Genomic DNA, 25,227 nt, shown 5'->3' with positions numbered 1-25,227 from the left:
TGTCGCACCCGGAAGAGGGTCAAACCAAGGGTGTGAACTTGATCAGTTCGGCAATACTGTGGACGCCAAGCTTTTTCATGATCTTGGCGCGATGTACTTCTATGGTTCGCAGCGACAGATAGAGAGCTTCGGACATCTGTTTATTGGTCATTCCCTGCACCAGAAGTTGCAATACCTGTTGCTCGCGCTCGGTCAGGGTGGCGTATTTCTGCTGCAGTTGTTGCTGTTCATGGGTCTTGAGGCTGTAGTCGAAGGCTTTTTCGATAGCGGCGGCCAGCGCCTTGCCGGCCACGGGTTTCTGGAAAAAGTCGCAGGCTCCCTGACGAAAGGCGTCAACGGCCATTGGCAGATCGCCATGGCCGGTAAGAAAGATGATCCCCAAGGGACTGTTGGCCTCCAGTAGTCTCTGCTGTACCTGCTGGCCGGTGAGTTCAGGCATGCGGCTGTCGAGGATCACGCAGCCAGGCGCCTCCAACTCAGCGTCCTGGAGAAATGCCTGGCCGCTGTCAAAGGCTTGCAGCCGATAACCGAATTGGCTCAGCATAAAGCCGAGTGAATCCCGGACGGCGGCATCGTCGTCCACCAAATAAAGCGCTACGTCAGTCACATACTTGCCTCTCTCAGGTGAATAAGCCAATCCTAATCTTTGTCGCAGTGAGGCTCAAACTCGGTTGTTGGCTTTTAGAGCCAGATCACTGAGGTGTTGGCCGACATTTGCCCTCCATCAAGTTATTTTTTCGCTGTCTGTATTAGCTTATCTTCATGGATAAAAGGGGAGTGGGAATGGCCAGAATATTAATCTTGATACTGTTGTTGGGGGCCGGGTGTGCTTCGGCTTCGGCGCAACTGTATGAACCGGCGACCGATGCCGAAATGGGTGACGAGCCCATAGAGGCTGTGTTTCGGGTCGGAGTGCTGGCCAATCATGGTGTGGCTCAAGCCAAAGAGAGATGGCGCCCCATGATGCAATATCTCAGCCAAGAACTTCCAGGAAATCGCTTCGAGGTCGAACCGCTGACTTTTGAGCAAATGAGCCAGCAATTGCTGGAGCACAGGATCCACTTTATCGTGACCAACCCAGGGCAATACCTTAGCCTCAGCAGCAAGCTGCCCCTGTCATGGCTGGCTACCATGCGTAGTCGCAAGCACCTGGGAACTACCTTTGCTATCAGCTCGGCTATCATAGTGCGGGCCGACAGCCCGGTGCGCAATATTGAGGAGCTGCGTGGTGCTACTGTGGTGGCCAGCGATCCTCAGGCGCTGGGGGGATATCAGGCGACAGTAGGCTTGCTCAACAAGCGTGGCTTTGCTGCCAAGCGTTTTTTCGGCGAAGTGCGTTTTTTGGGGTTTCCGCTGGAGCCTCTGGTTTACCAGGTGCGTGACCGCACTGTCGATGCCGCCATTACTCCCTTCTGTACCCTGGAGGAGATGGTGGAAACCGGCTTGGTGCAACGTCAGGACTATCGGGTAATCAACGGCGTCAAGCCCGAGGGGTATGACTGCGAGACCAGCAGCGCCCTCTATCCCAACTGGTCATTTGCCGCCTCTGATCTGGTGCCTAGTCATATCACCCAAGCGGTGACCCGGGCGCTGTTCGACTTGCCTTCCGACTCTGAAGCGGCGATCAAGGCCGACACCATGGGCTGGACAGCTCCTATCAGTCAGCTCAAGGTGATCAAACTATATGAGGAGCTGGATCTTCACGGCGGCCCACCTCCTCTTTATGAAGCCGCCATCGACTGGGTACGCAAGAACAAGGAGTGGGGCGGAGCGCTGCTGTTACTGTTCCTGATCTCCACTCTCTACCACCTGTGGCTGGAATATAAGTTTCGCCAGAAGAGTGAATTCCTGTTGGCAACAGAGCGACAACTGCGGGACAAAGAGTTGCAACTGGAACGAATGCAAAGTGCCGCTATTCTGGGCGAAATTGGTGCCGGGCTGGCGCATGAGCTCAATCAGCCGATTGCCGCTATTACCCAATACAGTGAAGGCGCCATGATGGTGCTGGAGCAGCGCGCTGCCGAGGGCTGTGGCGAGCGCGCCGATGCCATGCGTGAGGTGCTGACCAAGATCAATAATCAGTCTATCCGCGCAGGGGCCGTGGTGCATCGTATTCGCGGTTTGCTGCGTCGGCGCCGGGCCGAATCTGAGCCAGTGGTGATAGAGTCACTGCTCAGGGATGCACTGGCGCTGTTTCAGCGGCCGATGGAGCAGCAGGGCGTCGAGCTCAAAATAAGTCGCCGCGGGTCGGAGCGGCCGTTGCTGGGGGATGCTGTAGGGCTGAGTCAGATGCTGGTTAATCTGTTGAAAAATGCTATGGATGCCCTGGATGAAGTTTCGGGTAAACGGGAGATCCAACTCAAACTCGACTATCAGGCCGCGCCCCCCGCAGCCGGGACCAAGGGAGAGTGGCTGCTGCTGGAACTCTTGGATACAGGCATAGGCCTCAGCGCCTCGGCGGCGGAGTTGATGCTGTCTTTTGCTACCACCAAGGAGGATGGCTTGGGGCTGGGATTGGCTATCTGCCGCGACGTGGTGACTCAGCATAATGGTCATCTGGAGCTGGAAAACCGCCGCGAGTGCCGCGGTTGCCGGGTGCGGGTGTGGCTGCCTATGGGGGCACCATCCCGGAATGAATGATTATCCTTGACTCAAGTCGCTGGTGTCGGCTTTATCGCAGTGCCCCAAGGGTTTGCCACTGACGGCGGCCGAACTCCAATACCACGCCTACAGCCAAACCGGCGGCGGCATTGACGGCCAGGCTCACCACAGCGGTCGCCAGGATAACAAAGATACAGAAAGGCTTGCCGTCCAAGAGGCGTTTGGACCAGGCCAACTGCAAGCCGGCGGTGGACAGCAGACTACCGAGAATAGCCAGCGGAATAAGGCTCAGCAGCCAGGCCACGTTTTCCCCCCAGGAGAGGGCTATCAGCAGGCAACTGCCGCCGAAGATTAGCGGCGCCCACAGGCGGCGGGCACCGAAATGGTATTGCACCGCCAACCCTCCGGCACCGTGGCACATGGCCGAAGCACCGAAGGGACTCAGCAGCAGATTGGCCAGGCCAGAGCTGGTGGCAAAGGCCTTGGGGCTGAAACGCTGGCTGTCTTCGGGGAACTTCTCTTTGGCCATTACTGAGGTGGCGATAACGGCATTGGTCAAAGTCAACGCCAGTTGCGGCAGCACCAACAGGGTTGCCGCGGCTCCCCAGTCATTTAACTCGGGCCAGCTCAAGTGCCAAGGCGTGTTGTTGAACACAAAGCTGCTGTCGCTGCCGCCTTGCTGGTATTGCCATAGCATGCCGAGGGCAATCACCAAGGGCATGGCCAGATAGCGCAGCGGGATAAAGCGGGCAAAGAAAATCAGTGCGAAGGCGCCGAATCCCAGCACAGGCTCGTCGGCCATCATCTTGAAGCCCATCCACAACAGTTGCAGCCCTATGGCCAGTTGGATGCCGACACTGATAGCCTGGGATATTTGCCGCGACAGCCAACTGATGGCGCCGGAAGCCGCCAGTACCAGCAGTATTACTCCCATCAGCATGGCGCTGGCTTGCATCATGCCAGGTGTCAGCCCCTGGGCGATGACCAGGGCGGCAATCACTTTCATGGGTTGCACGGGAATGGGGCGGCGATAAAACAGGGCTGTGGCCAGGGCAAAGAGACCGAAACCGAGAAAAATGCCTTGGGGAGAAAACTGATTCAGAGCTATCAACCCAAGCACCAGAGGGAGAAAGGTTCCCAGATCGGCAAAGGCGCCGCTAAGCTCACCCAGGGAGCGGTTTAATGAGGAAAAAGTCTTGCCGTTTGTTGTCATTGCACTTGCCACAGAAAAGGATGCCCAGACAACGCAAGAAAAATGCCATTTTTTGTAGGGAGTTGCATCATCAATGACCCGAATTTACCGTCATAGTCTAATTCAGTGTAGTGCCGCTTGGACACTTTGGCCCGATTCTGGGTCTAAATGTCTTTTTTGGGGATAAGTGGCATCTCGTTTGGAGGGTACCAGATGAAAGAGTACCAGATGAGAGTGACCGGCTCCCGGGAGGCAGGGAGATGCGGGAGCCGGTCTTCAGGGCTTGCCTGAATCGGATCAGCGGGCGTGGCGAGCGCCGCCTTTGTGTTTCATGGGGTCGCCCTCATAGCCCAGCGCCTGCCAGTCGAGGCGGTCACCGCCGTTGTGGCAGTCGGCGCACTTGAGCGCTTCACTCTTGGGCGAGACCATGTGGTTGATACGCCACCACATTTCGGTTTTGGCGAAGCCGTACTGGCCGCTGTAGCTGATGCCCTTGGCCTGCATGGGCTCGCTGGCGGCCATCCCTAAGCGAATCGCCTTATCCCAGTCAAACTCAGACCAGAAACCGCCCTTGCCATAGGTCTTGGGATTGAGCAGCACCTTGTTGACCTTATCGTACACCTGCTTGCCTGTGTGTACCTTGAAGGGGTAGATCTTCGCCTTGGGATCCTGAATGTCACCCAGGGGGAAGGTCAGACGGGTGACCTGCTCGGGATCCATCTTGTCACCGGCCATATAGGCATCGGCGCGGCCGTTGTACCAGGCGTAGCTGGGCTTGACCATCTTGCCCCAAACGAAGCTGCCCTTTTTCTTGGCGTAGCTGTGACGACCATATTGATCCAGGCTCTCTTCCCTGTCTTCACCGGCAGTTGACCAGTCCCAGTGCAGCTTGGTGGGCTCATGGCGGGCAAAGAAGGGAATGTGGCAGGTCTGACAGGCCACGGTCGCCGCGTGCTTGTTCAGCTGTTTGTTGCCGTGTGGTGCACTGTCGTGGCAATTGTCACAGCCGATATGATCTTCACCGCCGGGGGACACACCCATGGCGTTACCGCTGATCATATGCTTCTGGGTGGTGTGGCAGTCCTGACACTGGAAGTCATTGCCGTCGCTGTCCATATGCACATCCGTGGCCTTGTCCGGGTAGGCCATGGAAGAGTCGAGGTCGCCATGTTTGACCGCATCTCCGCCGCCACCATAGAAGTGGCAGCTGCCGCAGTTATCCCGCACCGGCTTGCCGACATTCTGGGCGACCCGCAGCAAATCTACTGTCTTGAATACCTCACCGGCTGCAACGGGATCTTTAACATAAGTACCCGTGGTGTCATGGCACACCAGGCAGTCCACCTTGGTCTTGTCCTTGAAGTCAAAGCTGTTGTCTTTCCAGCCGTAACCGGCATGGCAGCCGGTACAGCGCGGTTCGTTACCGGCAATGGAAACACAGAAGTTGTTGATGGAGTTTTTCTTGCCCCGTTTGACTGTACGTCCGGGCAGTTCCTGCTCCAGCTCCCAGGTCCAGTGGGATGACAGCATAAAGTCATCGGCATCCTTTTCATGGCACTCAAGACAGGCCTGGGTGACTTCCGAGCCTGTGTTGAAGGGGCCCTTGAGTACCTCTTTGTGGGGGCTGCTGGCCTGGGCCTGGCTCAGGAGGCCGAGCCAGAGTGCCGTGGCTATAAATGGCAGATAAAATGTTTTCATCTGTGTTCCTCCCTAGAAATTCACTGTCAGTGAGGCGTTGATATCCAGCGCCGTATCCACCACGGGCAATAGCGAATAGGCGCTGCCGTCCAGTACATCATCCACCTTCACAGGTGCACCCACGGGCGTGCCCGAGCCAGTGTATTCATAGTCGTAGTAGAGCCCCGCCAGCTTGATAAACATCCTGGGGTTGATATCGAAGATGTAGTAGGCCTCGGCCACATGGCCGCGGGTGGCCAGCTTGCTGCCGACCGGGTCGTCCTGGGCCTGAGTGAAGGGCGTCCAGTACTTGGAGCCATAGTTGTACTCCAGACCGAACTTGCCGTAAGGTGCCGGGATCTGCATGCCGATATAGATGCCATAACCATCGTGGGAGGCATCGGACTCGGCGCTGGATGGCACCATCAGCAGTTCATCGCCACTGCTGTTGAGCTCTGCCTGAAACACGGCGTCGGTCAACATGCCGCCGAACATGCCGGCGTTGCCGTTGCTCTCAGCGCGGGTCCAACCGAAGGAGGCAAACAGCTTGAGATCGTCATCGGACTCATAGGCATAGCCCAGGCCGCCCAGATACATGTCGCCTATGACCCCGCTGGGTTGCACCCGGGTAACAAAGTTGAAGTTGTCGAATTTCTGCAGATCGCTGTATAGAGTGGGGGCGAAAATTCCGGCCAACTCGTTGGGGAAGGCCATGGTGCCCTTGAAGCCGTCGTTGATATCCCGCGCGGCAAACAGGGTCAGCTGCAGGAAGTGGTTACCATCGTTGATCACATCAATGTTGAAACCGCCCAGATGGGTGTCCTTGCTGACGGTATCGCCATAAAGCTCGCCATTGCCCCATTGGGACTCAAAGCCCTGACCGTAACAGAAACGCACCACCTGGCCTTCTATCCCGGTGAGCTCTCCAAGCTTGTAGCTCAGAGTGGCACCGTCAAAGTTGAAGTTGACCAGGTGTCCGGAAGGGGTGCCGCCACGTTTTTCATTTTCCCGGTAGTGGCTCGGTGGGCCATAGGTGGAGGGACGACGGCCGACAGACAGATAAAACTCGCTGCCGCCGATGTTTTTCCAGTCAAAGTAGGCGCGCTCGACCCGCAGCCAGTCGCCGCTGGGGTTGCCTGAGTTGGTGCCGTCCATGGTGAAAGAGCGCCAGGAATCAAACACCTGCACACCGGTGGAATCGCCCCAGTCCTTGAACATGGTCAGGCGTCCGGCAAAGCTGACGTTGTCCCACACCTTAGCCTTGAGATCGAGCCGTAGCCGAGTAGTGTAGAAGATGTCATTGTCTATGTCGCCACTGCGATAAGGCGCCAGCACATAGGGCATAACGCCCTGCAGTTGCCCCTGGGCAAAGGCGTTGGCCAGCTCAGGGTTGGCAGCCATCATCTTGCCAAGGGGCGAGGAGGGATCCATGGGGTTGCCCAGTTCGCCGGCCATGGCTTTGGCGCCGAAGTCGTTGAAGTCCATCTTGATCGCCGGATGCCAGGTGACATTGCCATAGTGCAGCGAGTGGGCTCGGGTACGAAAGTCGCCGCTGATCTCCAGTCGATCGAGCGCCGTGTGCCGCTCTGTCTTGTCCACCCGGCTGTTGAGTATATCCAGCTCTTCGGTGATCTCCTGCAGTTGCTGTTTAAGCTCGCGGATCTTGGTGCTGTCATCCAGTTCCCCGGCCTGAAGCTGGGGGCTGCCCAGCAGAGCCAAACCCAGTGCCTGGGCCACCGCCAGAGCGATAAGAGTACGCATAGTAGATTCTCCTGACCGGTCTTGCCGGTCGTTTTCAGGCAGCAAGCGGCCCTGGGGTAACCCCATGACTTTGCTTGCAAGCTGTAAATTTAGTTAAGTGATTGGCGCCTATGCGCTCGGATCAACCGCAGGTCTGGGGTTGATCCGAGTCGGCGGCATGGTCGTACAGGAACTGTTGAATATCCTTGAGTTCCTGCTCAGTTAAAGGCTGAAACGCCTCGGGTTTGGCTTTGTGTTTGTCTCTGGCGAAGAATCTGTCCCATTGGCTCATGGTCTTGCTCATGGGAGTCAGTTCGCCGCCTATGCCTGCTTTGCTGTGACACTCTTTACAGACTTTCTTGTACAGGTGTTTGCCTTTCTTGGGGTTGCCGCCGTCGGCTGCGGTGGCGCCTGTGGCCAATGCGCAGGCTAAAAGCAGAAGGCCGAGTTTGCTGCTGGTGTTCATCATCTATTCCTCTGGGGTGACCGCCCGCTCCGTTAATGGGCTGTTATTTTATGTGTCCTTGCGGTTGTCAATTTAGCAATCCTGAGGTGCGTCAGCTTTGAACTGGATCACTTTCATGAAAATAATCTAATTGATAAAAATATCATTGAAATAAATCTAATTGATATGGTGTTTTTGTTTTTAATTATCTAATTTTATTGTATTTTTATTTTTTGATCAGAAATCATCACTGTTGTTTTGGCTGATTTTATGAGCGTGATCGGCTTAACAATTGTGAATATTTGTTATCTCTAAAGTGGTTTTTGTTAATCAGTTTGGTGCTTGTAATGGCTTTTTTTTAACGGCTAGAGGCTGGATTACCCTCACACTTTCATGTCCTTTCCGGCATCTTTGCGGGGGCTGGATCACACTCACTCCCCCTATGTGGTTTACCACAATACCCACAGGAATTTAATGGGTAAACAATGAGCTTAAGCCGCTGTAGTCAAGCGGAATCCCATTCAAACAATAACCTGTGTGAGCGACCTTTCCCCGAGGGGAGAGGATGGAGGTAAACCATGATAGAGCTTGATAGGCGCACCTTTCTGAAAGGGGCTGGAGCCGGAGGGGCAACCTGTGCCCTGGCCGGAGTTCTGCCCGGTTCGCTGGCGGCTTTGGGGCGCAGCCCTCTGACCGGCAGTGCCACTGAAGTTGCCAGTATGTGTGAGATGTGTTCGACCCGTTGCCCGATTTCGGCGCGGATAATCGACGGCAAAAACGTCTTTATTTCTGGCAACAAAGAAGCCAAATCATTCGGCGGTAAGGTCTGTGCCCGTGGCGGCGCCGGCCTCAGTTTATTGTACGATCCACAAAGGATTGTCAAACCACTCAAGCGCGTCGGTGAGCGCGGCGAAGGCAAGTGGGCCGAAATCAGCTGGCAGGAAGCCTATCAAACCATCGCTACCAAGCTGAATCAAATCAAGGCCGACCATGGTCCTGAAGCCGTGGCATTTTCCTCCAAGTCAGGTTCGCTGTCCGGACACCTGTTCTATTTGGGTCAGGCTTACGGCAGCCCCAACTCCTTTACCCATAACACCACTTGCCCGGGCGGTTATGTGGTTGCCGCCAAGGCGATGTTCGGTACCAAGGTGAAGCGGGATCTCTCCAACTCCAAGTACATCATCAACTTCGGTCATAACCTCTATGAGGGGATCAATATGTCCGAAACCCGGGGAATGATGAAGGCCCAGGCTGACAAAGGCGCCAAGTTGGTGGTGTTTGAACCCAGGTTCTCTGTGGTGGCCGACAAGGCCGATGAGTGGTATGCCATTCGTCCCGGTTCGGATGTGGCCGTAGCCCTGGCGCTGTGCCATGTGTTGATTGCCGACAACCTCTATGACAAGGCCTTTATTGAGCGCTATGTTGTGGGTTTTGAAGAGTTTGCCGCCGAGGTCAAGGCTTATACCCCTGAGTGGGCTGAGAAAATTTCCGACGTACCTGCCGCCGACATCCGCCGTATTGCTCACGAGTACGCTGCTGCAGCGCCTCATGCCGTGGTCGACTTTGGCCACAGATCTACCTTCACTCCGGAAGAGTTCGATATGCGCCGGGCGCTGTATGCCGCCAACGTGCTGATCGGCAACCTGGAGCGTAAGGGTGGCCTCTACATGGGCAAGAAGGCCGGTGGCTACAACAAGTTTGCCGGTGAGCTTGTGGCTCCTGAGCTGGGTAAGCCAGGCGTTAAACTGCCCAAGCCGCAAGCCAAACGCATCGACCAGATGGATGAGCAGTTTGCTATGGCCTGGTCCGGTGGTGGTATCTATCAGTCAATCATAGATGCAACTCTGGAAGCCAAGCCTTACCAACTGCGGGCCTGGGTTATGAGCCGTACCAACCCTATGCAGACCATGACCGACCGTGCCAAGGTGGTTGAAAGTCTGAAGAAGTTGGAGTTTGTGGTTTCCTGTGATGTTTACATCAGTGAAACCGCCGCCTGGGCCGACATCATACTGCCCGAGTGTACTTACCTGGAGCGGGATGAAGAGGTCGCCGACAAATCCGGCAAGAACCCGGCCTACTACCTGCGTCAGCAAGTGGTAGATGTGATTGGCGATGCCAAGCCTTCCTGGCAAATCTTCCGTGAACTGGGCATAGAGATGGGCCTGGAGCAGTACTATCCCTGGGAAAACATGGAAACCCTGCAATTCCTGCAGGTGAATAAAGACGCCCAGCTGTTGCAGCACATCAAGGACAAGGGCTTTGTCAGCTACGGCAAGCCGCTGATGCTGCGTGAACCCAAGATGGTGGCCGACTTTGTCGCCGCCTACCCCAACGCCAGGGGCATGGATGAAGATGGTACTTATGGTAGCGCGCTCAAGTTCAAGACCCCCAGCGGCAAGATTGAACTGACCTCCGCCAAGGTAGAAGACATGGCGCCTGGCCGTGGCACTATCGCCTATCGTGAAGTGACCCTGAAACAGCCGGACGAGCTCTACTTTATCCAGGGTAAGGTGGCAGTGCATACCAATGGTGCGACCCACAATGTGCCTATGCTGGCTAACCTGATGTCCGATAACGCCGTCTGGATCCACCCTGACACTGCCGCCAAGCATGGCATTGAGAATGGGGACGCCATTCGTCTCACTTCCAGTGTCGGCAGTGAAGAGGGTCATGCGCTGGTGACCAAGGGCATACGTCCCGACACTGTGTTCGCCTATATGGGCTTTGGTTCCAAGAACAAGGAGCTGGCACGGGCGACCGGTAAGGGCGTGCACTGCGGCAACCTGCTGCCCAACGTGACTGCACCTGTGTGCGGTATGAACGTACACACCACAGGTGTGAAGCTGGAAAAGGCATAAGGGGAGGCGAAGATGACTAAAAGATATGTGATGGTGCACGACGAGAATAAGTGCATCGGCTGTCAGGCCTGTAACGTCGCCTGCCGCAGCGAAAACGGTGTACCTGAGAGCGTAACCCGCCTGCAGGTACGGGTAGAAGGCCCATTCGGTGATGCGCCGCATCTGCACTTCAAGTATCACAGGGTGTCCTGTCAGCAGTGTGAAGATGCCCCTTGCGTCAAGGTCTGTCCTACCGGGGCGGCTTATGTGGGCGAGGACGGCATTATTTCCATCAAGGCAGAGAAATGTGTCGGCTGTATGTACTGTGTGGCAGCTTGCCCCTACAAAGTACGCTTTATGAACCCGGAGACCAAGGTGGCCGACAAGTGCAACTTCTGTAAGGACACACGTCTGGCTCGCGGCGAACAACCCGCCTGTGTGACCGTATGTCCTACCGATGCCCTGGTGTTTGGTGATGCCAACGAGGCCGGCAGCGAGGTGGCGACTCTGCTCAACACCCGCGTGACTTATCAGGACAAGACCCATCTGGGTACTAAACCCAGAATCTACCGTATTCCTGTCAAGAGAGGGGGGATCCAATCATGAACAATACTTGGGGCGATATGACACAATACGACCCTGTAACCTGGAACTGGGTCATAGCGGTTTACCTCTTCTTGGCTGGGTTGTCGGCGGGTAGTCTGCTGATTGGGATCGGGCTGCGTTGGGTGCAAAACAAGACAGAGGGTGACAGCGGTATTCTCAAGGCGGCAGCCTTGATAGCGCCAGTGGCTATCTGTTTGGGGATGCTGTGTCTGGTGTTTGACCTGACCAAGCCGTTCCACTTCTGGCTGATCCTGATCAACTACAACCTGACATCTGTGATGTCCATCGGGGTGTTGGCGCTGCTGGCCTATATTCCGCTGACCTTTGCCTATGCGCTGGTCGTGCTGAAAGATGATCTCGGTAGCTGGGGTCTGGGCTTTCTTAAAGGGATTGCAGAATCACTGACTGGCCTTCGCAAGACTATGGAAGTACTGCTGTTTGTGCTGGCGATTGTCGTGGGTGCTTACACAGGCTTCCTGATCTCCGCCATGAACGCCTACCCCATGCTGAACACTGCCGTATTACCGGCGCTGTTCCTGGTGTCCGGTCTGTCGGCCGGTGCGGCCGCCAACGCGGTAGTGGCGCTGCTGCTGTTCAAGACAGACAAGCACTGCCCACAGCTGGGACGGATGCACGGTTTGGAACTGCCGGTAATGGCGGCAGAAATCCTGTTCCTGTTCATGCTGTTCTGCGCGCTCTATTTCAAGGGCGGTGCAGCGGCGGCAGCGCTGGCATCATTGACAAGTGGCGTCTGGGCCAGCGTGTTCTGGATTGGAGTTGTGGGTATAGGTTTTGGTATCCCGCTGCTTTCCATGTTGTTGCTGCCGGCGAGTACCCGCCACACCAAGGGCGCCATGCTGGCGGTAGCCTGCTGCAGCCTGACCGGGGTGCTGGCACTTAGACACTTCATTCTCTATGCAGGTCAGAGCTATCTTGGTTAACAAGCACCTCTGAACCTGTTTTGCCTCAGCCCGTATCATTTGATACGGGCTTTTTTTGTATCTTGATACCATTGTGCCACTGAGATCTGGACTATCTTTAACCCATGTAACTAACGTCTTGCGTCTGGTTACAGATAAAAGCAAGAGGGGGATGAGATGAAACTGAGTCTTTTGACACTGCTTACCACGGGGCTTGCCAGCACGCTGGCGCTGGCAGGGCAGGATGTTTATGAGGCCCGCGCCGATGCCATGGGCGGCGTTGCCGTGGCGGCCGGTAATCGTGAGGCGGCGGCCTTTTCCAATCCGGCGCTGCTGGCTTTGCCCTCGCGCCGCAGCAGTGACTTCAGTTTACTTATTCCCACCATAGGCGCAGATGGCGCAGATAAAGATCAGATGATCGATAAGTTTGATGCCTTGCAGGATAACTATGACGCTCTGGTCAATGCCATAGATGCTGCCGACACAGCGGCTATCGATGACTACCGCAAGCGCCTCAGTGGTGACTTGCAATCGCTGCAGGGCAACAACGCCTATGTCAGTGCCGGTATCAATATGGCGTTGGTCATGCCTTCGGATGGTTTTAGCTATGCCTTTGTATTCAAGAGTTATCTCGATGCCTTGGGGATTGCCGAAATCGCCGCTGCGGATATTGATGCCCTGGATAATCTGGACCCCAATAACCCGCCGGAAATCCAAGATTTGACCTCCCAGGGGCGGGTAGTGGCCGGGGCGGTTTCCGAGCTCGGAGTTGCCGTGAGCTATCCGCTATCTATCGTCAATATGCCGGTGACAGTGGGAGTCACCCCCAAGCTGCAACGGTTGGATAGTTTTAATTATGCTGTCAGCGCCAACAACTTCGATGCCGATGATTTCAATGATGATGATTATCGCAGTGATGACACAGGCTTTAATCTGGATATCGGCCTGGCATTTCAGCCATTGGATGGTTTGGTTATCGGTGTCAGCGGACGTAATCTTATCGAGCGGGACTTAAGCAGCATAGAGGCTGGCGGCGTGCAGCTTACCTATCAGGTGAAACCTATGGTTACCGCCGGGGTGGCCTATGACTGGGCGGCTTTTTCGCTCAGCAGCGACTTGGATCTTACCGACAACGATAAGTTTGCCGAGCTTGAGGGCAGCCGCTATTGGCGTTTAGGTGGCGAATACCGGCCTGCTGACTGGGTTGCTTTACGGCTCGGTTATCGCCAGGATCTTAATGATCACAGCGCCGATCTTTATTCACTCGGGACAGGGTTCGCCATAGGCAACAGCTTCCGGCTGGATCTCACCGGCATGTTTGGCAGTGACGATGCCATAGGTGGCGTGCTGCAAACCAGCTATCACTTCTAACAGCGATTTAACCGTTGATGAGCGCCAGGGTTGACTTGATAGTCAGCAACAGGGCGCTCAGGGTGCATAGCGCCAAGGTTAAGCTGCGGGTCTTCTCTTTATCCACCCGGCCCACCAAACGGCCAGCGACCAGAAAACCAATAAATACCGCAGGCAGCAGCAACAGCGATAGCCACAGATGCTTTAGGGTCAAGAGGCCAAAACAGCCGAGAATGATCAAGGCTATCAAGGAGCTGAAGATGAAGAAGGCCGACAGCGCTGCGCGGAACTGACTGGCATCCTTACCCGCCAGCAGCAGAGCCATAGGTGGTCCACCTATGGCCGCCACGGTACCGAAGATCCCGGAAAATACCCCGGCAATAAACAGGCTGAGGCGGTTGATCTTAATGCTGTATTTTCTGAAGCTGAGAAATACGGCCACGGCCACAATCAGGGCTATGGTCAAGCCCATAATCGGTTGCGGTGCCAGCAACAACAGGGTGGCACCAATCAGGCCGCCGGGGAGTCGTCCCAGCAAGGCATATTGCAAGCCGTTGAATTCCAGGTGGCCGCGTTCGCGTATCAAGGTCAACAGGGCGATAGAAAATCCCATCACAATCACAGGGACGGGAACCAGTTCCGGATCGACGATATACAGCAAAGGTGTGGCTACCACGGCCAGGCCAAAGCCTATCAGCGACTGGGTCAGGGCGCCGGTAAATATGATCAGGGATGCCAGCAACAGGGTGACGGGATCTATCAATGACAGCATTCGCAAGCTCCCAAAAGAAAAGGATCGCGCAGCGATCCTTGTTCAACAATAAGATAATTCAGAGGAATAAGACACTTATTCCATGTCTTCCCATTCAATGCCCATGGCATCCATCATGCGTTTGGCTTCTTCCGGGATGCTGTCGGGTTTGTCTTTGGACAAATCCTCATCATTGGGCAGTGGCTGGCCGGTATAGGCATGCAGGAAGGCTTCGCACAACAGTTCGCTGTTTGTGGCGTGCCGCAGGTTGTTTACCTGGCGCCGGGTGCGCTCATCGGTCAATACTTTCAGTACCTTCAACGGAATAGAGACAGTGATTTTTTTCACTTGCTCATTCTTCTTGCCGTGTTCGGCATAAGGGCTGATGTATTCGCCATTCCATTCAGTCATTGATTCACCTGTGATCTCACTAATTCGCAGCAGATTTTAAACCCTTACAGGATACAGTCAAATGATTGCCTGCAAAATCTGTGCAATATGAACAGAAATCCATACATTTGGACGTCCAAACGTCTTGATGCCTATTGACGGCTGGATAGTCATTGGTTAGATTTAGACGTCCAGACATCTTTATGGTGTCGAACCTCAGCATTCAGGAGTCGATTATGACAGAGCGGCGATTAGCAACCACAGCGGTCCGGCAGGGCATCGAATCAGACAGCCAGCACGGGGCCGTGGTGCCACCCATCTATCTGTCGACCAACTATGCCTTTGAGGGGCACACTCAGCCAAGAGCCTTTGATTATAGCCGCTCGGGTAATCCTACCCGCTCCATTCTGGGGGATGCCTTGGGGGAGCTGGAACAGGGCTGCAGTGCGGCAATCACAGCGACCGGCATGGCGGCCATTACTCTGGTGGTCAACCTGCTGGGGCCGGATGACCTCTTGTTGGTGCCCCATGACTGTTATGGCGGTAGCTATAGGCTGTTCACCCATCTGGCCGCCAAGGGCCAGTTTCGTTTGCAGGTTTTGGATCAAACCGACCCGCAAGCACTCGCCGCTGCCCTGGCGCAAAAGCCGCGCATGGTGTGGCTCGAGACGCCATCTAATCCGCTGCTGCGGGTTGTGGATATCACCGCCATTGCCGAGGCGGCCCACCAGCAGGGCGCATTGGTGGTGGCCGACAACACCTTTTTATCGCCGGCGCTGCAACAGCCTTTACTGTTGGGGGCCGACATAGTGGTGCACTCGACCACTAAATACATCAATGGCCACAGCGATGTGGTGGGCGGCGCCGTGATTGCCAAAGATCCCGAACTGGCAGAGCAGCTGCACTGGTGGTCCAACACGCTTGGGCTGAGCGGTGGCGCCTTCGATAGCTACTTGACCCTGCGAGGCCTGCGTACTCTGGCGCTGAGGATCCGCGAGCATCAGGCCAATGCCGAGCGCATAGTGGCGCTGCTGAGCCAGAGCCCGGTGGTAGACAAAGTTTATTATCCGGGGCTTAAGAGTCACCCTGGTCATGAGATTGCCGCCAGGCAGCAGAGTGGCTTTGGCGCTATGCTGAGTTTTGAACTCAAGGGCGATGAGACGCAGGTGGTTGCCTTCCTCGGCGCGCTCAGGCTGTTTTCCGTGGCCGAGAGCCTGGGAGGGGTTGAGAGCCTGGTGGCCGTGCCCGCCACCATGACCCACAGAGCCATGACGAGTGAGGCTCGCGCCGAAGCCGGTATTAAAGACACGCTTATTCGCTTGTCTGTGGGCATAGAAGATAGCCGGGATCTGCTAGACGATATCGCCGCCGGATTGGCGGCAGCCGCAAACTGTTGAATTGAAGGAGCTTGAGATGGCACGTTGTCACCTACATAAGTTTGGCGGTTCCAGTCTCGCCGATGCCGATTGCTACCGACGGGTCGCCCATATTTTGCTGACCCATGGTCATGCCGATGATCTTGTAGTGGTTTCCGCCGCCGGCAAGAGTACTAATTTTCTCTATAAACTGTTGAACCTGAAGGAGTCGGGCGCTCTGTGGCAGGAGGAGCTACAGGAGCTTGTCGGCTATCAGCAGAATCTGATTGAACAGCTGCTGGGCAATGAACAGGCACGTCAACTGCGGGAGCGTCTGTCTACAGATAAGGCGCAACTGGCCAGTTTATTGTCTTTGCCTGAACTCAGCGAATACCAATGCAATCAGGTGGTGGGTTTCGGTGAACGCTGGTCGGCCAGACTGATGGCGGCGCTGCTGCGGGAGTCCGGTGTTGCCGCTTCCCATGTGGATGCCCGCAGTTTGTTGATTGCCGATGAGGGCGCAGTGCCCAGGATTCGCCTCGATGAGTCCCGTGAAAGGGTGCAGCGGCTGCTGGCCGAGCATCCCGATGAGCGTCTGGTGATCACCGGCTTTATCTGCGCCAATAGCCAAGGCGAAACTCTGTTGCTTGGTCGCAACGGCTCCGACTTCAGTGCCACCCTGATAGCCAGCCTGGCCGATATCGACAGGGTGACTATCTGGACAGATGTCGAAGGGGTGTTCAATGCCGATCCCAACAAGATTGCCGATGCCAGGTTGCTGAGCAGTATGTCGCTGGCTGAGGCCGACCGCCTGGCGCGGCTTGGCTCCCCGGTACTGCATTGCCGTACGTTGCAGCCGCTGTTTGATACCGAGGTCAGCCTGGCGGTGCGTTCGAGCTACGCCTCGCATACCGACTTCACCCTGATAGCCCCCAAGAGTGATGCCGCAAGCGCCCCAGTGGTGACCAATCTCAATCAGGTGTCACTCTTGAGCCTGGAGTTCAATGGCACCCAGGCTCAGACTCAGACGCTTGATGCGCTCAATGAGGCGGGTTTGACTCCGCTGGCCTACTGGTCTCAGGGGCAACACAAACTTGAGCTGGCCTATACTCCCGAATTATCCCGCCAAGTCTGGCAGTTACTGGAAGCGCAGACATCCGAGCTCAAAATTCAAAGCATTACCGAGGACAGAGAGCATGGACTGGTGGCGCTGGTAAGCAGTGGCGCCGGCAGTTATCGTCGCAGCTTTGCCCGTTTGCTGAGCCGTGAAGCGCGGCCTCTGTACCAGGACCAACTCAGCCTGGTCACCCTGGTACCTAAATCGCAGGTGAACCTGCTGACCCAGAAGGTGCACAGGCGCTGCGCCGGCCCCCGCAAACGCATAGGCGTTATTCTGCTGGGTGTGGGTAACATAGGCGAAGCCTGGGTGGAGTTGTTTGGCCGAGCCCGCGACGGCCTCAAACGTGAGCTGGAGGCCAGTGTTGAACTCCTGGGCTTGGCGAGTTCGAGCCGCGCCTGGATCTGCAATGAGGGGATCTTTGGGGATGACTGGCAGGCAAGGTTTGAAGCTGAAGCTACCCCTTGGCAGTATGAACATCTGTTCGAACAGCTTGCGTTGCTGCAAGCCGATGAACTGGTAGCGCTGGATATCAGTGCCAGCGCTGGACTGACACTAGAGTATCCTGAGTTTTTTGCCCGTGGCATTCATATGGTCAGTGCCAACAAGTTGGCTGGCTCCGGGCCATTGCCTTTCTACCGCGAGCTGAAACAGCAGTTGGGTAACCGCCGACTGTTCTGGCGTTACAACGCCAGTTGCGGCGCCGGGCTGCCGGTGCAGCACGCGCTCAATGATTTGCACAACAGCGGCGACAGGGTAGAGGCTGTCGGCGGTATCTTCTCCGGCACGCTCTGCTGGCTGTTTGAGCATTTCGATGGCATCAAACCTTTCTCCGAGCTGGTGTTGCAGGCCAAAGAGCTGGGGATCACTGAGCCAGATCCCAGGGACGATCTTTCCGGGCGTGACATGCAGCGTAAGCTGTTGATTTTGGCTCGTGAAATAGGTCTGGAACTGGAGCTTGAGGATATTCGCTTAAGCTCTCTGGTGCCTGAGGCGCTGGCCGATATTCCGCTGGATGAGTTTTTGCAGCGGATCCCCGAATTGGATGCCACTCTCGCGCAGCAGTTTGCCGCCGCGGCCGAGCAAAACAAGGTGCTGCGCTATGTGGCTTCACTGGAGCAGCAAGATGGCCAGGTTAACGCCGAAGTCTCTCTGCAGTGGGTCGAGCGTCAGCATCCATACGCTAACCTGACCCCGGGAGATAATGTGTTTGTCATCCGCTCAGCCTTCTACCAGGGTAATCCGCTGATCATTCGCGGCCCAGGTGCCGGTAGGGAAGTGACTGCCGCGGCAGTACAGTCGGATCTGGTGCAGATCTGTCGCGATCTGCTGCAGGAGTAGGGTTGGTATTAGCGTCATGTTTGAAGTTGGTTGACTCCTGGCTAGGAAAGCCTGTGTTAGAGGCCGTTCTCGGACGTCCTGTCCTTCACGGTATTCGGGCTTTCAGCCTATCCGCACCGCAGGTGATGGGCTTGCGGTTTAGCTGGAAGCTGAGATCAAGTTTATTGGTGAGCTTTGGCTTAAAGCCATGCTAGCCGCTGTGCCAGCGGTCTAAAGTCGTGGAGCAAATGCATCCATGCACAAAGGCCAGTTCGCCATCCCTGGCTCTCGCTCGTTAGCTTGTCGCTAGACGACACTCGCCGCCCCACACCCGAGGAAAGGGGGCTGTATCGACTCGCCCCCTTTCCAAACCCCCAGCGACCCGCGACGCAGCGGACAACCCCTTGTGCTTATGATGCCAATTCGCTATCGCGCCAGACGCTCAGAGTCACATCCATGTGACTCTTATCCAGCTCAACATCCTGTCTCGCGCTCGTGAGCTCGTCGCTAGGCGACACTCGCCCCTGATTCGACTGTCGCTGCTTCGGCATCCAAATCCTTCCATGGATAAAGGCCAGCTCGCCTTCCTTGGCTCGCGCTCATAAGCACACTCGCCACCGGCGAGCATTCGCCCTCAGCCACGTTATTTGCGCCAACGGCTTTCGGCGACACCGAGGGGGAATAGGTGCAACTCTGTTAGTCCTGAGCAGCTTGAAATATTTGAGCGATTTGCAGACATACACCTATTTCCAGGCACAGGATCACCTGTGCGAGAGCTCTCCTCAGGCGCAAAGCCGAGGCTTTGCAGAAACACTCATTAGTGGCTTTTATACTGATTAAGATAAATACACCTTTGAAGCCATCTTTGGGCTTGACTTCAAGGACAGTTTCTCTAGTATGTGGACATATAGACGTCCAAACGTCCAGATAGATAGTTGAGGGAATTTTCAATGGCTTTTCATCACGCACAACATGCGCACTCGCTGAACCAGAGCTTGTCTGAGCTCAACGGCGACATCAATGTTTCTTTCGAGTTCTTTCCGCCCTCAACGCCTGAGATGGAAACCTTGTTGTGGAACTCAATTCAACGCCTGGAGCCACTGAATCCCAAGTTTGTTTCTGTCACCTATGGTGCCAACTCAGGGGTGCGGGATCGCACTCACAGCGTGATCGAACGGATCCAGCAGGAAACCGAGCTGGTGGCGGCGCCGCACCTGACGTTGGTGGATGCCAGTGATGAAGAGTTACTGCAGTTGGCACGTCATTACTGGAACAGCGGTATTCGTAACATAGTGGCGCTGCGAGGCGATCTGCCGGAAGGCAGTCCCAAGCCGACACGTTTCGCCTCGGATCTGGTGCGTTTGCTGCGCTCGGTCGCCGACTTTGATATTTCGGTAGCCGCCTATCCAGAGGTGCACCCGGATGCGGCTAATGCCCAGGCTGACCTTATCAACTTGAAACGCAAGATTGAGGCCGGTGCCAGCCGTGCCATCACCCAGTTTTTCTTCGATGTGGAGTCTTATCTCAGGTTCCGCGACCGTTGTGTGGCCGCCGGCATCGATGTGGAAATTGTTCCCGGGATATTGCCTGTGGGCAACTTCAACCAGCTCAAGCGTTTTGCCGCCATGACCAATGTGTCTTTGCCTGGATGGCTGCACCGCCAGTTTGAAGGTTTGGATAACGATCCCGGTACCCGGGCGCTGGTGGGGGCCAACGTGGCCATCGACATGGTCAAGGTACTTTCCCGTGAAGGGGTGAAAGACTTCCACTTCTATACCCTGAACCGCGCCGAACTTACCTATGCCATCTGCCATACTCTGGGAGTACGTCCCGGCAAGTGAAGGCCTTTGATAACGGCTAAGCGGATAAAAACGAAGCCCACCAATAGGTGGGCTTGTCTTTAGTGTGTTTTTAGTGAAAGGATTAGACCTTGAATTGGCCAATCAGCTGTTTGAGGCGTACCGACAGCTGCGCCAGCTCTTCACCGGCAACGGCTATCTGGGCTGCACTTTCACTGCCCTGAGCCACACCATCATTGATATTGGTAAGGTTACGATTGATCTCGGCCGAGACGGCGCACTGCTCGTTGGCGGCACTGGCTATCTGGATATTCATCTGGGTGATGGCGGAAACTGCAGCGCGGATCTCATTGAGAGCCGCATCGGCGTTTTGCACTTCGGCGACACACTTATCCATGGTTTGATTACTGCTTTGCATCACACCGACGGCTGACTGCGCCCCTTGTTGCAGGGTTTCAATCATATGCTGAATTTCGGTTGTCGATGCCTGAGTGCGGCTCGCCAGGGTGCGTACTTCATCGGCTACCACGGCAAAACCCCGTCCTTGTTCGCCGGCCCTGGCTGCTTCAATGGCGGCATTGAGTGCCAGTAGGTTGGTCTGATCGGCAATATTGCGGATCACTTCCAACACTGAGTCTATCGCTTGACTGTCCTGCTCGAGTTTGTCGATAGCAGCCGCGGCGCCACGGATCTCTGACTCCAGTCCGGCCATCAGCTCAACCACACTGTTGACCACCTGTTTACCTGAATCTGTGGCGGCATCGGCTTGCTCTGCCGAGTCGGCGGCAACTGTGGCATTTTGGGCGACCTCCTGAACCGTGGCGGCCATCTCGTTCATGGCGGTAGCCACTTGTTCGGTTTCCCTTTGCTGCTGCTCGGCGCTGTGGCGGCTGTCGCTGGTGATGCCGGACATCTCTTCGGCCGAGGTTGCCAGTGAGTCAGTGGCTTGAGTCACCTGCTGAATAGTTTGCTGGATTTTGGCGACAAACAGGTTGAATGCCCGTGCCAGATCGGCAATTTCATCCTTGCTGCTCACTTCGATACGCTTGGTCAGGTCGCCTTCCCCTTGAGCGATATCCTCCATGGCGCTGGTGGTTTGCGCGATAGGGCGGGTGATGCTGCGGGCGATAAAGAAGGCGATAACGGCGCCCGCCAACAGCGCTATGGCACCAATGGCCACCAACTTGAGTTTGATATACCAGAGGCTGGCTTCCGAGTGGCTGCGATCCATGGCGATCGCCAGTACGCCAATGGGGTTATCGGAAAAGTCAGTCACCTGATGCAGGTAGAGGACATGACTATTGCTATTCAAACTTATCAAAGACTTGTCAGCTTTTCCCTGTTGTACTTTCTGCAGCAGCGCCGTGTCTTTGAAAGCCGCGGTTTCAAAGGTTCCGCCAAAACGGCGGTAACCGCTGCTGTCAGGTGTCAGCAGGGCAATTTCGGCCTGATAATTCTGTTTGAAGGCATCAAAGAAAGGTTGACCGAATGACATGCCAAACTCAACCGAACCTGTGTGTTGTCCCTGATAAGTCATTGGAGCCAGGCCGCGGATCCCGAGGCCGGCCACCCCTTTCTCGAGCCCCATTATCGGCTGCTTGCTGTTGTTGGTCTGCACGACGGTTTGGCGAAACCCCGAGAGATCGTCACCGAACTTTTCCGGTTTATGTACCCTGAGGAAGGAGGTGGCCGGTGGCAGATGGAATTGAAACTGCTGCACGGCAAAATCCCGTTTCAACGGGACAAACAGTTGTTGGCTGCGGTTGTTGAGTGAATCCCTGTCGCCGAAGGCGAATTCCTGCTGCATTTCCGGGGTATTGGCCACCACAGTAGCCAATGCCTCGGCCAATCTGCCTGAAGAGTCTATTTCAGCAATCGCGGTTTGATACAGCTTATGCAGTTCACGCTGCTCGGCATTATCAATTTGGCTGGAAAATTCCGACAATACCAAGGGCATGATAAAGCTCATCATGGCGATAAGTACGGCGCAGATCCCCAGCACGATTCGAGTGCCGATTTTTAGATGTGAGAACAAGTTAGCCTCCAGGCATGGGGGGATGAAACGAGTGCGGCGGCTTGACGTGGCCTGGTGATCGCCACGACCTTGCGCCGGGCTCATTGTACCTTCCCAGGGTCAAACAAGGTTGAATAATTATAGTGCTACTAGTGTTAAGTAATTGCGACTTATGACAAATTTTTGTCCAGATCCGTTTACTTACTGAACAGATGTGCGAGGCAGATCGGGTTTATTCCCGATTAGCTATTTACTTAGCAGGCTAAATAAGTAAAATGCTTAGCCTGCTAAGTAACCAGTTAATCAAGATGCACAAATATATAGAACAGCTGACAGAGACCTCTCTGGGAGAGCGCTTGGGGCGTTTACACCGTTTATGGCGCATGGTCGCCGACAATGAATTGGCGCCTTTGGGGCTGACCCATCCTCGTTGGACCGTGCTATGGAAGCTGAGACGCATGGGCGACCATATCAGTCAAAAGCAGTTGGCCGAGTCGCTGGAAATTGAATTGCCTTCTTTGATGCGGACCCTGGGTCAGCTGGAGCAGCAGGGGTTGATCACTCGCCACAGCTGCGAGCATGACAAAAGGGCGCGCATCGTTTCCATGACGGCCCAAGGTGAGGAAGTTATTCGCTCCATGGAGGCCAGGATCATCCAGGTACGGGCCAAGTTGTTGGCGGGCATAGATCCGGATGAGCTGGCTCATTTTGAAGCCGTGATCACCAGGATTTGCGATAACGCCCAACATCAGCTGCAGCAAGAGCAAGCGAAATGAGAGAGACTTTATGACGCCAGATCAACAATTTGCCAGACTCGTTAAATTTTCCATGGTGGGCTTTGTGCTGGTCTTTGCCTATTTCATGTTGGCGGATCTGGAGATGCCGCTGACGCCACAGGCGATGGCGACCCGCACTGTGGTCAAGGTAGCGCCCCAAGTGAGTGGCCCGGTGCAATCTGTGGCTGTAGCCAACAATCAACATGTAGAGGCCGGGCAGTTACTCTTCGCCATAGATCCGGCTCCTTTTGAGCTCGCGCTGGAGCAGGCCAAATTGGCGCTGGAGCAGGCGGTGCAGGATAACGCCGAGCTGGATGCAGCCATAGAGGCCGCCGCCGCAGATGTCAGCGCCAATGAGGCCATGTTGCAACAGAAACAACGTGAGGCCAGGCGCCTGGATGCCCTCTATGCCAGCAATGGTGTGTCACGCCAGCTTAAGGATCAGGCCGATACTGATGCCAGCTCGGCGTTAGCCAAGTTGGCAGCCTCCAAGGCACAACTGGCTAAACTCAAGGTTTCCCGGGGAACAGCCGGGACAGAGAACCTCAAGTTGCGCCAGGCCCGCAGCCGTTTGGCTCAGGCAGAATTGGATCTGAGTTACACCAAGGTGCTGGCAGAACACGAAGGCATAGTCACCAACCTACAACTGGCCAGTGGCAGCATGGCCAACAAGGGCCAACCCGTATTGGCTCTGGTGTCGGAGCAGATGGATATCATTGCCGATTTTCGCGAGAAAACCCTCAGGGGAGTTGAGTCGGGCACTGAAGCCTGGGTGGCGTTCGATGCCGAGCCAGGCAGACTCTACCCTGCCAGAGTCAGCAGCCGCGATGCCGGTGTCAGCGCTGGACAATTCGATGCCAACGGCATGCTGGCGACGCCGACCGAGTCAGATCGTTGGGTGCGGGACGCTCAGCGTCTGCGACTGCACTTTGAACTCCAGAGTGAAGAATACCCCAGGTTGGCGGCCGGTTCCCGAGCCACCGTACAACTGCTGCCGGACAATAGTTTCTATCGTTTCATGGCCAAGCTGCAGATCAAGGCAGTCAGCCTGCTGCACTACATCTATTGAGGTGGCCGATGATCCTGCGTCACCACCCCTTGACTCAGAATGAGCTGCGCCAGTGCCTGCGCATCGCCACCGGCGCCAGCCTCGGCTTTCTGATCTGTAAGCTGATGAATTGGAATTACGGGGTGTTTTATACTGTCATCCCCATGTTGTTGCTGGGACTGGTGCCAGTGATGAACGGCCATGCGGCGCGCCAGTTACTGGCCGCGGCTGTTGTCTGTGGGGTTGAGGTGGGCATCATAGGCGGTTTGTTTGGCAGTCATCCGGCACTGATGACCTTGATTGTCTTTGTGCTGTTTCTGTATCGCTTTGCCTGTATGTCCCGTGGCGCCCTGTTTCTGTTTGGTGCCAATGGAGTGATCAGCCTCAGCATTATGCTGCATTTTGCCAGCTATCCTGATACCGACCTGAACGACCTCATCTTCGGTAACTTTTGGGCCAGTGTGCTGTCTGTGCTGATAGCTTATTTGATGACAGTGCTGATCCCGGATGTTGAACCTCGCAATGCTTATGTCCCCGGGCCCAAACAGCCCCACAGAATGCGCCATGAAGCTTTGATGGGGGCCAGCGTTGCAACCCTGTCGTTTCTGATATTCCAGGCCTTTGATCTGCGCGACTCCATGTCGGCGCAGGCTACTACACTGTTGTTGCTGTTTCCCATGCATTGGAACGGTGCCCTCGACTATGCCCGCAAACGGGCTATGGGTACTGTGCTCGGGGTGGTATACGGGATGGCGGTGCAACTCTTGCTGTATGACTGGTCCGGTGTGCTTTTGTTGGTCGTACCTATGCTCTGGTTCGGTACTTTGTTGTTTGCCCAGGCCCATGTCAAAGAGGCCAGTGGCTCGGCGGTGGGCTTTGGTGCCATGACCACTCTGGGAATATTGTTCGGCCAATATCTGACTCCGGGCAATGATCTGATCTTCAGTGCCCTGTATCGGGTGAGTAGCATTCTGGTGGCCATAGTCGGCACCTTGTTGGCCTGTTATCTATTACATCATTTTCTCAATAGCTTTGAGACGACCCGCTTTGGAGAGTAATAACTTCTAAACGAGAATCGTTATCCAATACATTGTTAGAAAAGGGTTTTTTATAAAACTCAAATCGTAAGCAAATATTTCAAAGCCGAAGATTTATTTGAGCTGCAAACCTTATGGCATCTGGATTATGGCCGTTTTCGCTGGTTTTTTGATATTTATCGCAAACTTCTCATATATGTGATTTGGATCTATGCTATAGCACTTACTCATTTTGGGGGATAACAGATGAAA

The 25,227-nt window shown here is 55.3% G+C and carries 20 protein-coding genes; 11 read left to right on the top strand and 9 right to left on the bottom strand.

Going from position 1 to position 25,227, the window contains the following annotated elements; translation table 11 throughout:
- Nucleotides 1–19: 19 nt before the first annotated feature.
- Nucleotides 20–607, bottom strand: coding sequence for a response regulator transcription factor (locus RC73_RS04655; protein ID WP_039033582.1), 588 nt, complete (start codon nt 605–607; stop codon nt 20–22).
- A gap of 266 nt (nt 608–873) precedes the next feature.
- Between RC73_RS04655 and RC73_RS04650 the strand changes: the two genes are divergently transcribed.
- A complete protein-coding gene (locus tag RC73_RS04650; protein ID WP_152608413.1) occupies nt 874–2,640 on the top strand; it encodes a sensor histidine kinase in 1,767 nt (588 codons plus the stop codon).
- Nucleotides 2,641–2,671: 31 nt separating this feature from the next.
- On the opposite strand, the gene RC73_RS04645 is transcribed toward RC73_RS04650, so the two are convergent.
- The 4 genes from RC73_RS04645 to RC73_RS04630 form a co-directional block, all read right to left on the bottom strand.
- Complete coding sequence (locus tag RC73_RS04645; protein WP_039033546.1) at nt 2,672–3,814, bottom strand: putative sulfate/molybdate transporter; 1,143 nt, start codon at nt 3,812–3,814, stop codon at nt 2,672–2,674.
- Nucleotides 3,815–4,090: 276 nt separating this feature from the next.
- Nucleotides 4,091–5,491: a tetrathionate reductase family octaheme c-type cytochrome gene (locus RC73_RS04640; protein ID WP_039033545.1), complete on the bottom strand. Its 1,401-nt coding sequence runs from the start codon at nt 5,489–5,491 to the stop codon at nt 4,091–4,093.
- 12 nt (nt 5,492–5,503) lie between these two features.
- Nucleotides 5,504–7,231, bottom strand: coding sequence for a DUF3373 domain-containing protein (locus RC73_RS04635; protein WP_039033544.1), 1,728 nt, complete (start codon nt 7,229–7,231; stop codon nt 5,504–5,506).
- Between the two features lie 121 nt (nt 7,232–7,352).
- The gene (locus tag RC73_RS04630; protein ID WP_025010197.1) at nt 7,353–7,679 is read right to left on the bottom strand and encodes a c-type cytochrome; all 327 of its coding nucleotides are present in this window, start codon (nt 7,677–7,679) and stop codon (nt 7,353–7,355) included.
- A 554-nt stretch (nt 7,680–8,233) separates the two neighbouring features.
- On the opposite strand from RC73_RS04630, the gene phsA reads away from it, so the two are divergent.
- The 4 genes from phsA (at nt 8,234) to traF (ending at nt 13,389) form a co-directional block, all read left to right on the top strand.
- The gene (gene phsA / locus RC73_RS04625; RefSeq protein ID WP_039033543.1) at nt 8,234–10,513 is read left to right on the top strand and encodes a thiosulfate reductase PhsA; all 2,280 of its coding nucleotides are present in this window, start codon (nt 8,234–8,236) and stop codon (nt 10,511–10,513) included.
- Between the two features lie 12 nt (nt 10,514–10,525).
- Nucleotides 10,526–11,098, top strand: a complete 573-nt coding sequence (locus tag RC73_RS04620; protein ID WP_039033542.1) for a 4Fe-4S dicluster domain-containing protein — start codon at nt 10,526–10,528, stop codon at nt 11,096–11,098.
- Entirely contained in the window at nt 11,095–12,039 is a 945-nt protein-coding gene (gene nrfD / locus RC73_RS04615) for an NrfD/PsrC family molybdoenzyme membrane anchor subunit (protein WP_039033541.1), read from the top strand. The genes RC73_RS04620 and nrfD overlap by 4 nt, the downstream gene beginning before the upstream one ends.
- Nucleotides 12,040–12,195: 156 nt before the next feature.
- Nucleotides 12,196–13,389: a conjugal transfer protein TraF gene (traF, locus tag RC73_RS04610; protein WP_039033540.1), complete on the top strand. Its 1,194-nt coding sequence runs from the start codon at nt 12,196–12,198 to the stop codon at nt 13,387–13,389.
- 7 nt (nt 13,390–13,396) lie between these two features.
- Here the strand turns inward: traF and RC73_RS04605 are convergent, their stop codons facing one another.
- The gene (locus RC73_RS04605; RefSeq protein ID WP_039033539.1) at nt 13,397–14,140 is read right to left on the bottom strand and encodes a sulfite exporter TauE/SafE family protein; all 744 of its coding nucleotides are present in this window, start codon (nt 14,138–14,140) and stop codon (nt 13,397–13,399) included.
- A gap of 75 nt (nt 14,141–14,215) precedes the next feature.
- Nucleotides 14,216–14,530 carry a met regulon transcriptional regulator MetJ gene (gene metJ / locus RC73_RS04600; RefSeq protein WP_039033538.1) on the bottom strand — a complete coding sequence of 105 codons (315 nt, stop codon included), beginning with the start codon at nt 14,528–14,530 and terminating at the stop codon, nt 14,216–14,218.
- A gap of 215 nt (nt 14,531–14,745) precedes the next feature.
- Here metJ and metB point away from each other — a divergent pair, with 215 nt between their 5' ends.
- Nucleotides 14,746–15,906, top strand: coding sequence for a cystathionine gamma-synthase (metB, locus tag RC73_RS04595; protein ID WP_039033537.1), 1,161 nt, complete (start codon nt 14,746–14,748; stop codon nt 15,904–15,906).
- A 16-nt stretch (nt 15,907–15,922) separates the two neighbouring features.
- Complete coding sequence (locus RC73_RS04590) at nt 15,923–18,322, top strand: bifunctional aspartate kinase/homoserine dehydrogenase II (protein WP_039033536.1); 2,400 nt, start codon at nt 15,923–15,925, stop codon at nt 18,320–18,322.
- 389 nt (nt 18,323–18,711) lie between these two features.
- Here RC73_RS04590 and RC73_RS20715 read toward each other — a convergent pair whose 3' ends face one another.
- Nucleotides 18,712–18,852 (bottom strand): hypothetical protein, encoded by a 141-nt coding sequence (locus tag RC73_RS20715; protein ID WP_160289558.1) that lies wholly within the window; start codon nt 18,850–18,852, stop codon nt 18,712–18,714.
- A 399-nt stretch (nt 18,853–19,251) separates the two neighbouring features.
- Here RC73_RS20715 and metF point away from each other — a divergent pair, with 399 nt between their 5' ends.
- Complete coding sequence (gene metF, locus RC73_RS04585) at nt 19,252–20,142, top strand: methylenetetrahydrofolate reductase (RefSeq protein WP_039033535.1); 891 nt, start codon at nt 19,252–19,254, stop codon at nt 20,140–20,142.
- An 82-nt stretch (nt 20,143–20,224) separates the two neighbouring features.
- Here metF and RC73_RS04580 read toward each other — a convergent pair whose 3' ends face one another.
- On the bottom strand, nt 20,225–22,072 hold the full coding sequence (locus tag RC73_RS04580; protein WP_052247995.1) for a methyl-accepting chemotaxis protein: 1,848 nt from the start codon (nt 22,070–22,072) through the stop codon (nt 20,225–20,227).
- A 350-nt stretch (nt 22,073–22,422) separates the two neighbouring features.
- Here RC73_RS04580 and slyA point away from each other — a divergent pair, with 350 nt between their 5' ends.
- The 3 genes from slyA to RC73_RS04565 are packed head-to-tail and all read left to right on the top strand — an operon-like array spanning nt 22,423 to nt 24,996.
- Complete coding sequence (gene slyA, locus RC73_RS04575) at nt 22,423–22,890, top strand: transcriptional regulator SlyA (protein WP_039033579.1); 468 nt, start codon at nt 22,423–22,425, stop codon at nt 22,888–22,890.
- Between the two features lie 10 nt (nt 22,891–22,900).
- Complete coding sequence (locus RC73_RS04570; RefSeq protein WP_039033534.1) at nt 22,901–23,959, top strand: HlyD family secretion protein; 1,059 nt, start codon at nt 22,901–22,903, stop codon at nt 23,957–23,959.
- An 8-nt stretch (nt 23,960–23,967) separates the two neighbouring features.
- Entirely contained in the window at nt 23,968–24,996 is a 1,029-nt protein-coding gene (locus tag RC73_RS04565; protein WP_039033533.1) for a DUF2955 domain-containing protein, read from the top strand.
- Nucleotides 24,997–25,227: the final 231 nt, after the last annotated feature.

The organism is Shewanella sp. ECSMB14102, from assembly GCF_000813075.1.
GTDB classification, from domain to species: Bacteria; Pseudomonadota; Gammaproteobacteria; order Enterobacterales; family Shewanellaceae; genus Shewanella; species Shewanella indica.
The sequence above is the reverse complement of the archived record's forward strand: the minus strand, read 5'-3'. Positions and strand labels throughout refer to the sequence as shown.

Excerpts from the sequence above, each read along its gene's own strand:
- metJ (WP_039033538.1), bottom strand. The coding sequence starts at position 14,530 with ATGACTGAATGGAATGGCGAATACATCAGCCCTTATGCCGAACACGGC.
- RC73_RS04565 (WP_039033533.1), top strand. The coding sequence starts at position 23,968 with ATGATCCTGCGTCACCACCCCTTGACTCAGAATGAGCTGCGCCAGTGC.
- RC73_RS04645 (WP_039033546.1), bottom strand. The coding sequence starts at position 3,814 with ATGACAACAAACGGCAAGACTTTTTCCTCATTAAACCGCTCCCTGGGT.
- phsA (WP_039033543.1), top strand. The coding sequence starts at position 8,234 with ATGATAGAGCTTGATAGGCGCACCTTTCTGAAAGGGGCTGGAGCCGGA.
- RC73_RS04570 (WP_039033534.1), top strand. The coding sequence starts at position 22,901 with ATGACGCCAGATCAACAATTTGCCAGACTCGTTAAATTTTCCATGGTG.
- nrfD (WP_039033541.1), top strand. The coding sequence starts at position 11,095 with ATGAACAATACTTGGGGCGATATGACACAATACGACCCTGTAACCTGG.
- RC73_RS20715 (WP_160289558.1), bottom strand. The coding sequence starts at position 18,852 with ATGCCGAAGCAGCGACAGTCGAATCAGGGGCGAGTGTCGCCTAGCGAC.
- RC73_RS04590 (WP_039033536.1), top strand. The coding sequence starts at position 15,923 with ATGGCACGTTGTCACCTACATAAGTTTGGCGGTTCCAGTCTCGCCGAT.
- RC73_RS04635 (WP_039033544.1), bottom strand. The coding sequence starts at position 7,231 with ATGCGTACTCTTATCGCTCTGGCGGTGGCCCAGGCACTGGGTTTGGCT.
- metB (WP_039033537.1), top strand. The coding sequence starts at position 14,746 with ATGACAGAGCGGCGATTAGCAACCACAGCGGTCCGGCAGGGCATCGAA.
- RC73_RS04640 (WP_039033545.1), bottom strand. The coding sequence starts at position 5,491 with ATGAAAACATTTTATCTGCCATTTATAGCCACGGCACTCTGGCTCGGC.
- traF (WP_039033540.1), top strand. The coding sequence starts at position 12,196 with ATGAAACTGAGTCTTTTGACACTGCTTACCACGGGGCTTGCCAGCACG.
- RC73_RS04630 (WP_025010197.1), bottom strand. The coding sequence starts at position 7,679 with ATGATGAACACCAGCAGCAAACTCGGCCTTCTGCTTTTAGCCTGCGCA.
- RC73_RS04605 (WP_039033539.1), bottom strand. The coding sequence starts at position 14,140 with ATGCTGTCATTGATAGATCCCGTCACCCTGTTGCTGGCATCCCTGATC.
- RC73_RS04620 (WP_039033542.1), top strand. The coding sequence starts at position 10,526 with ATGACTAAAAGATATGTGATGGTGCACGACGAGAATAAGTGCATCGGC.
- slyA (WP_039033579.1), top strand. The coding sequence starts at position 22,423 with ATGCACAAATATATAGAACAGCTGACAGAGACCTCTCTGGGAGAGCGC.
- RC73_RS04650 (WP_152608413.1), top strand. The coding sequence starts at position 874 with ATGGGTGACGAGCCCATAGAGGCTGTGTTTCGGGTCGGAGTGCTGGCC.
- metF (WP_039033535.1), top strand. The coding sequence starts at position 19,252 with ATGGCTTTTCATCACGCACAACATGCGCACTCGCTGAACCAGAGCTTG.
- RC73_RS04580 (WP_052247995.1), bottom strand. The coding sequence starts at position 22,072 with ATGATGAGCTTTATCATGCCCTTGGTATTGTCGGAATTTTCCAGCCAA.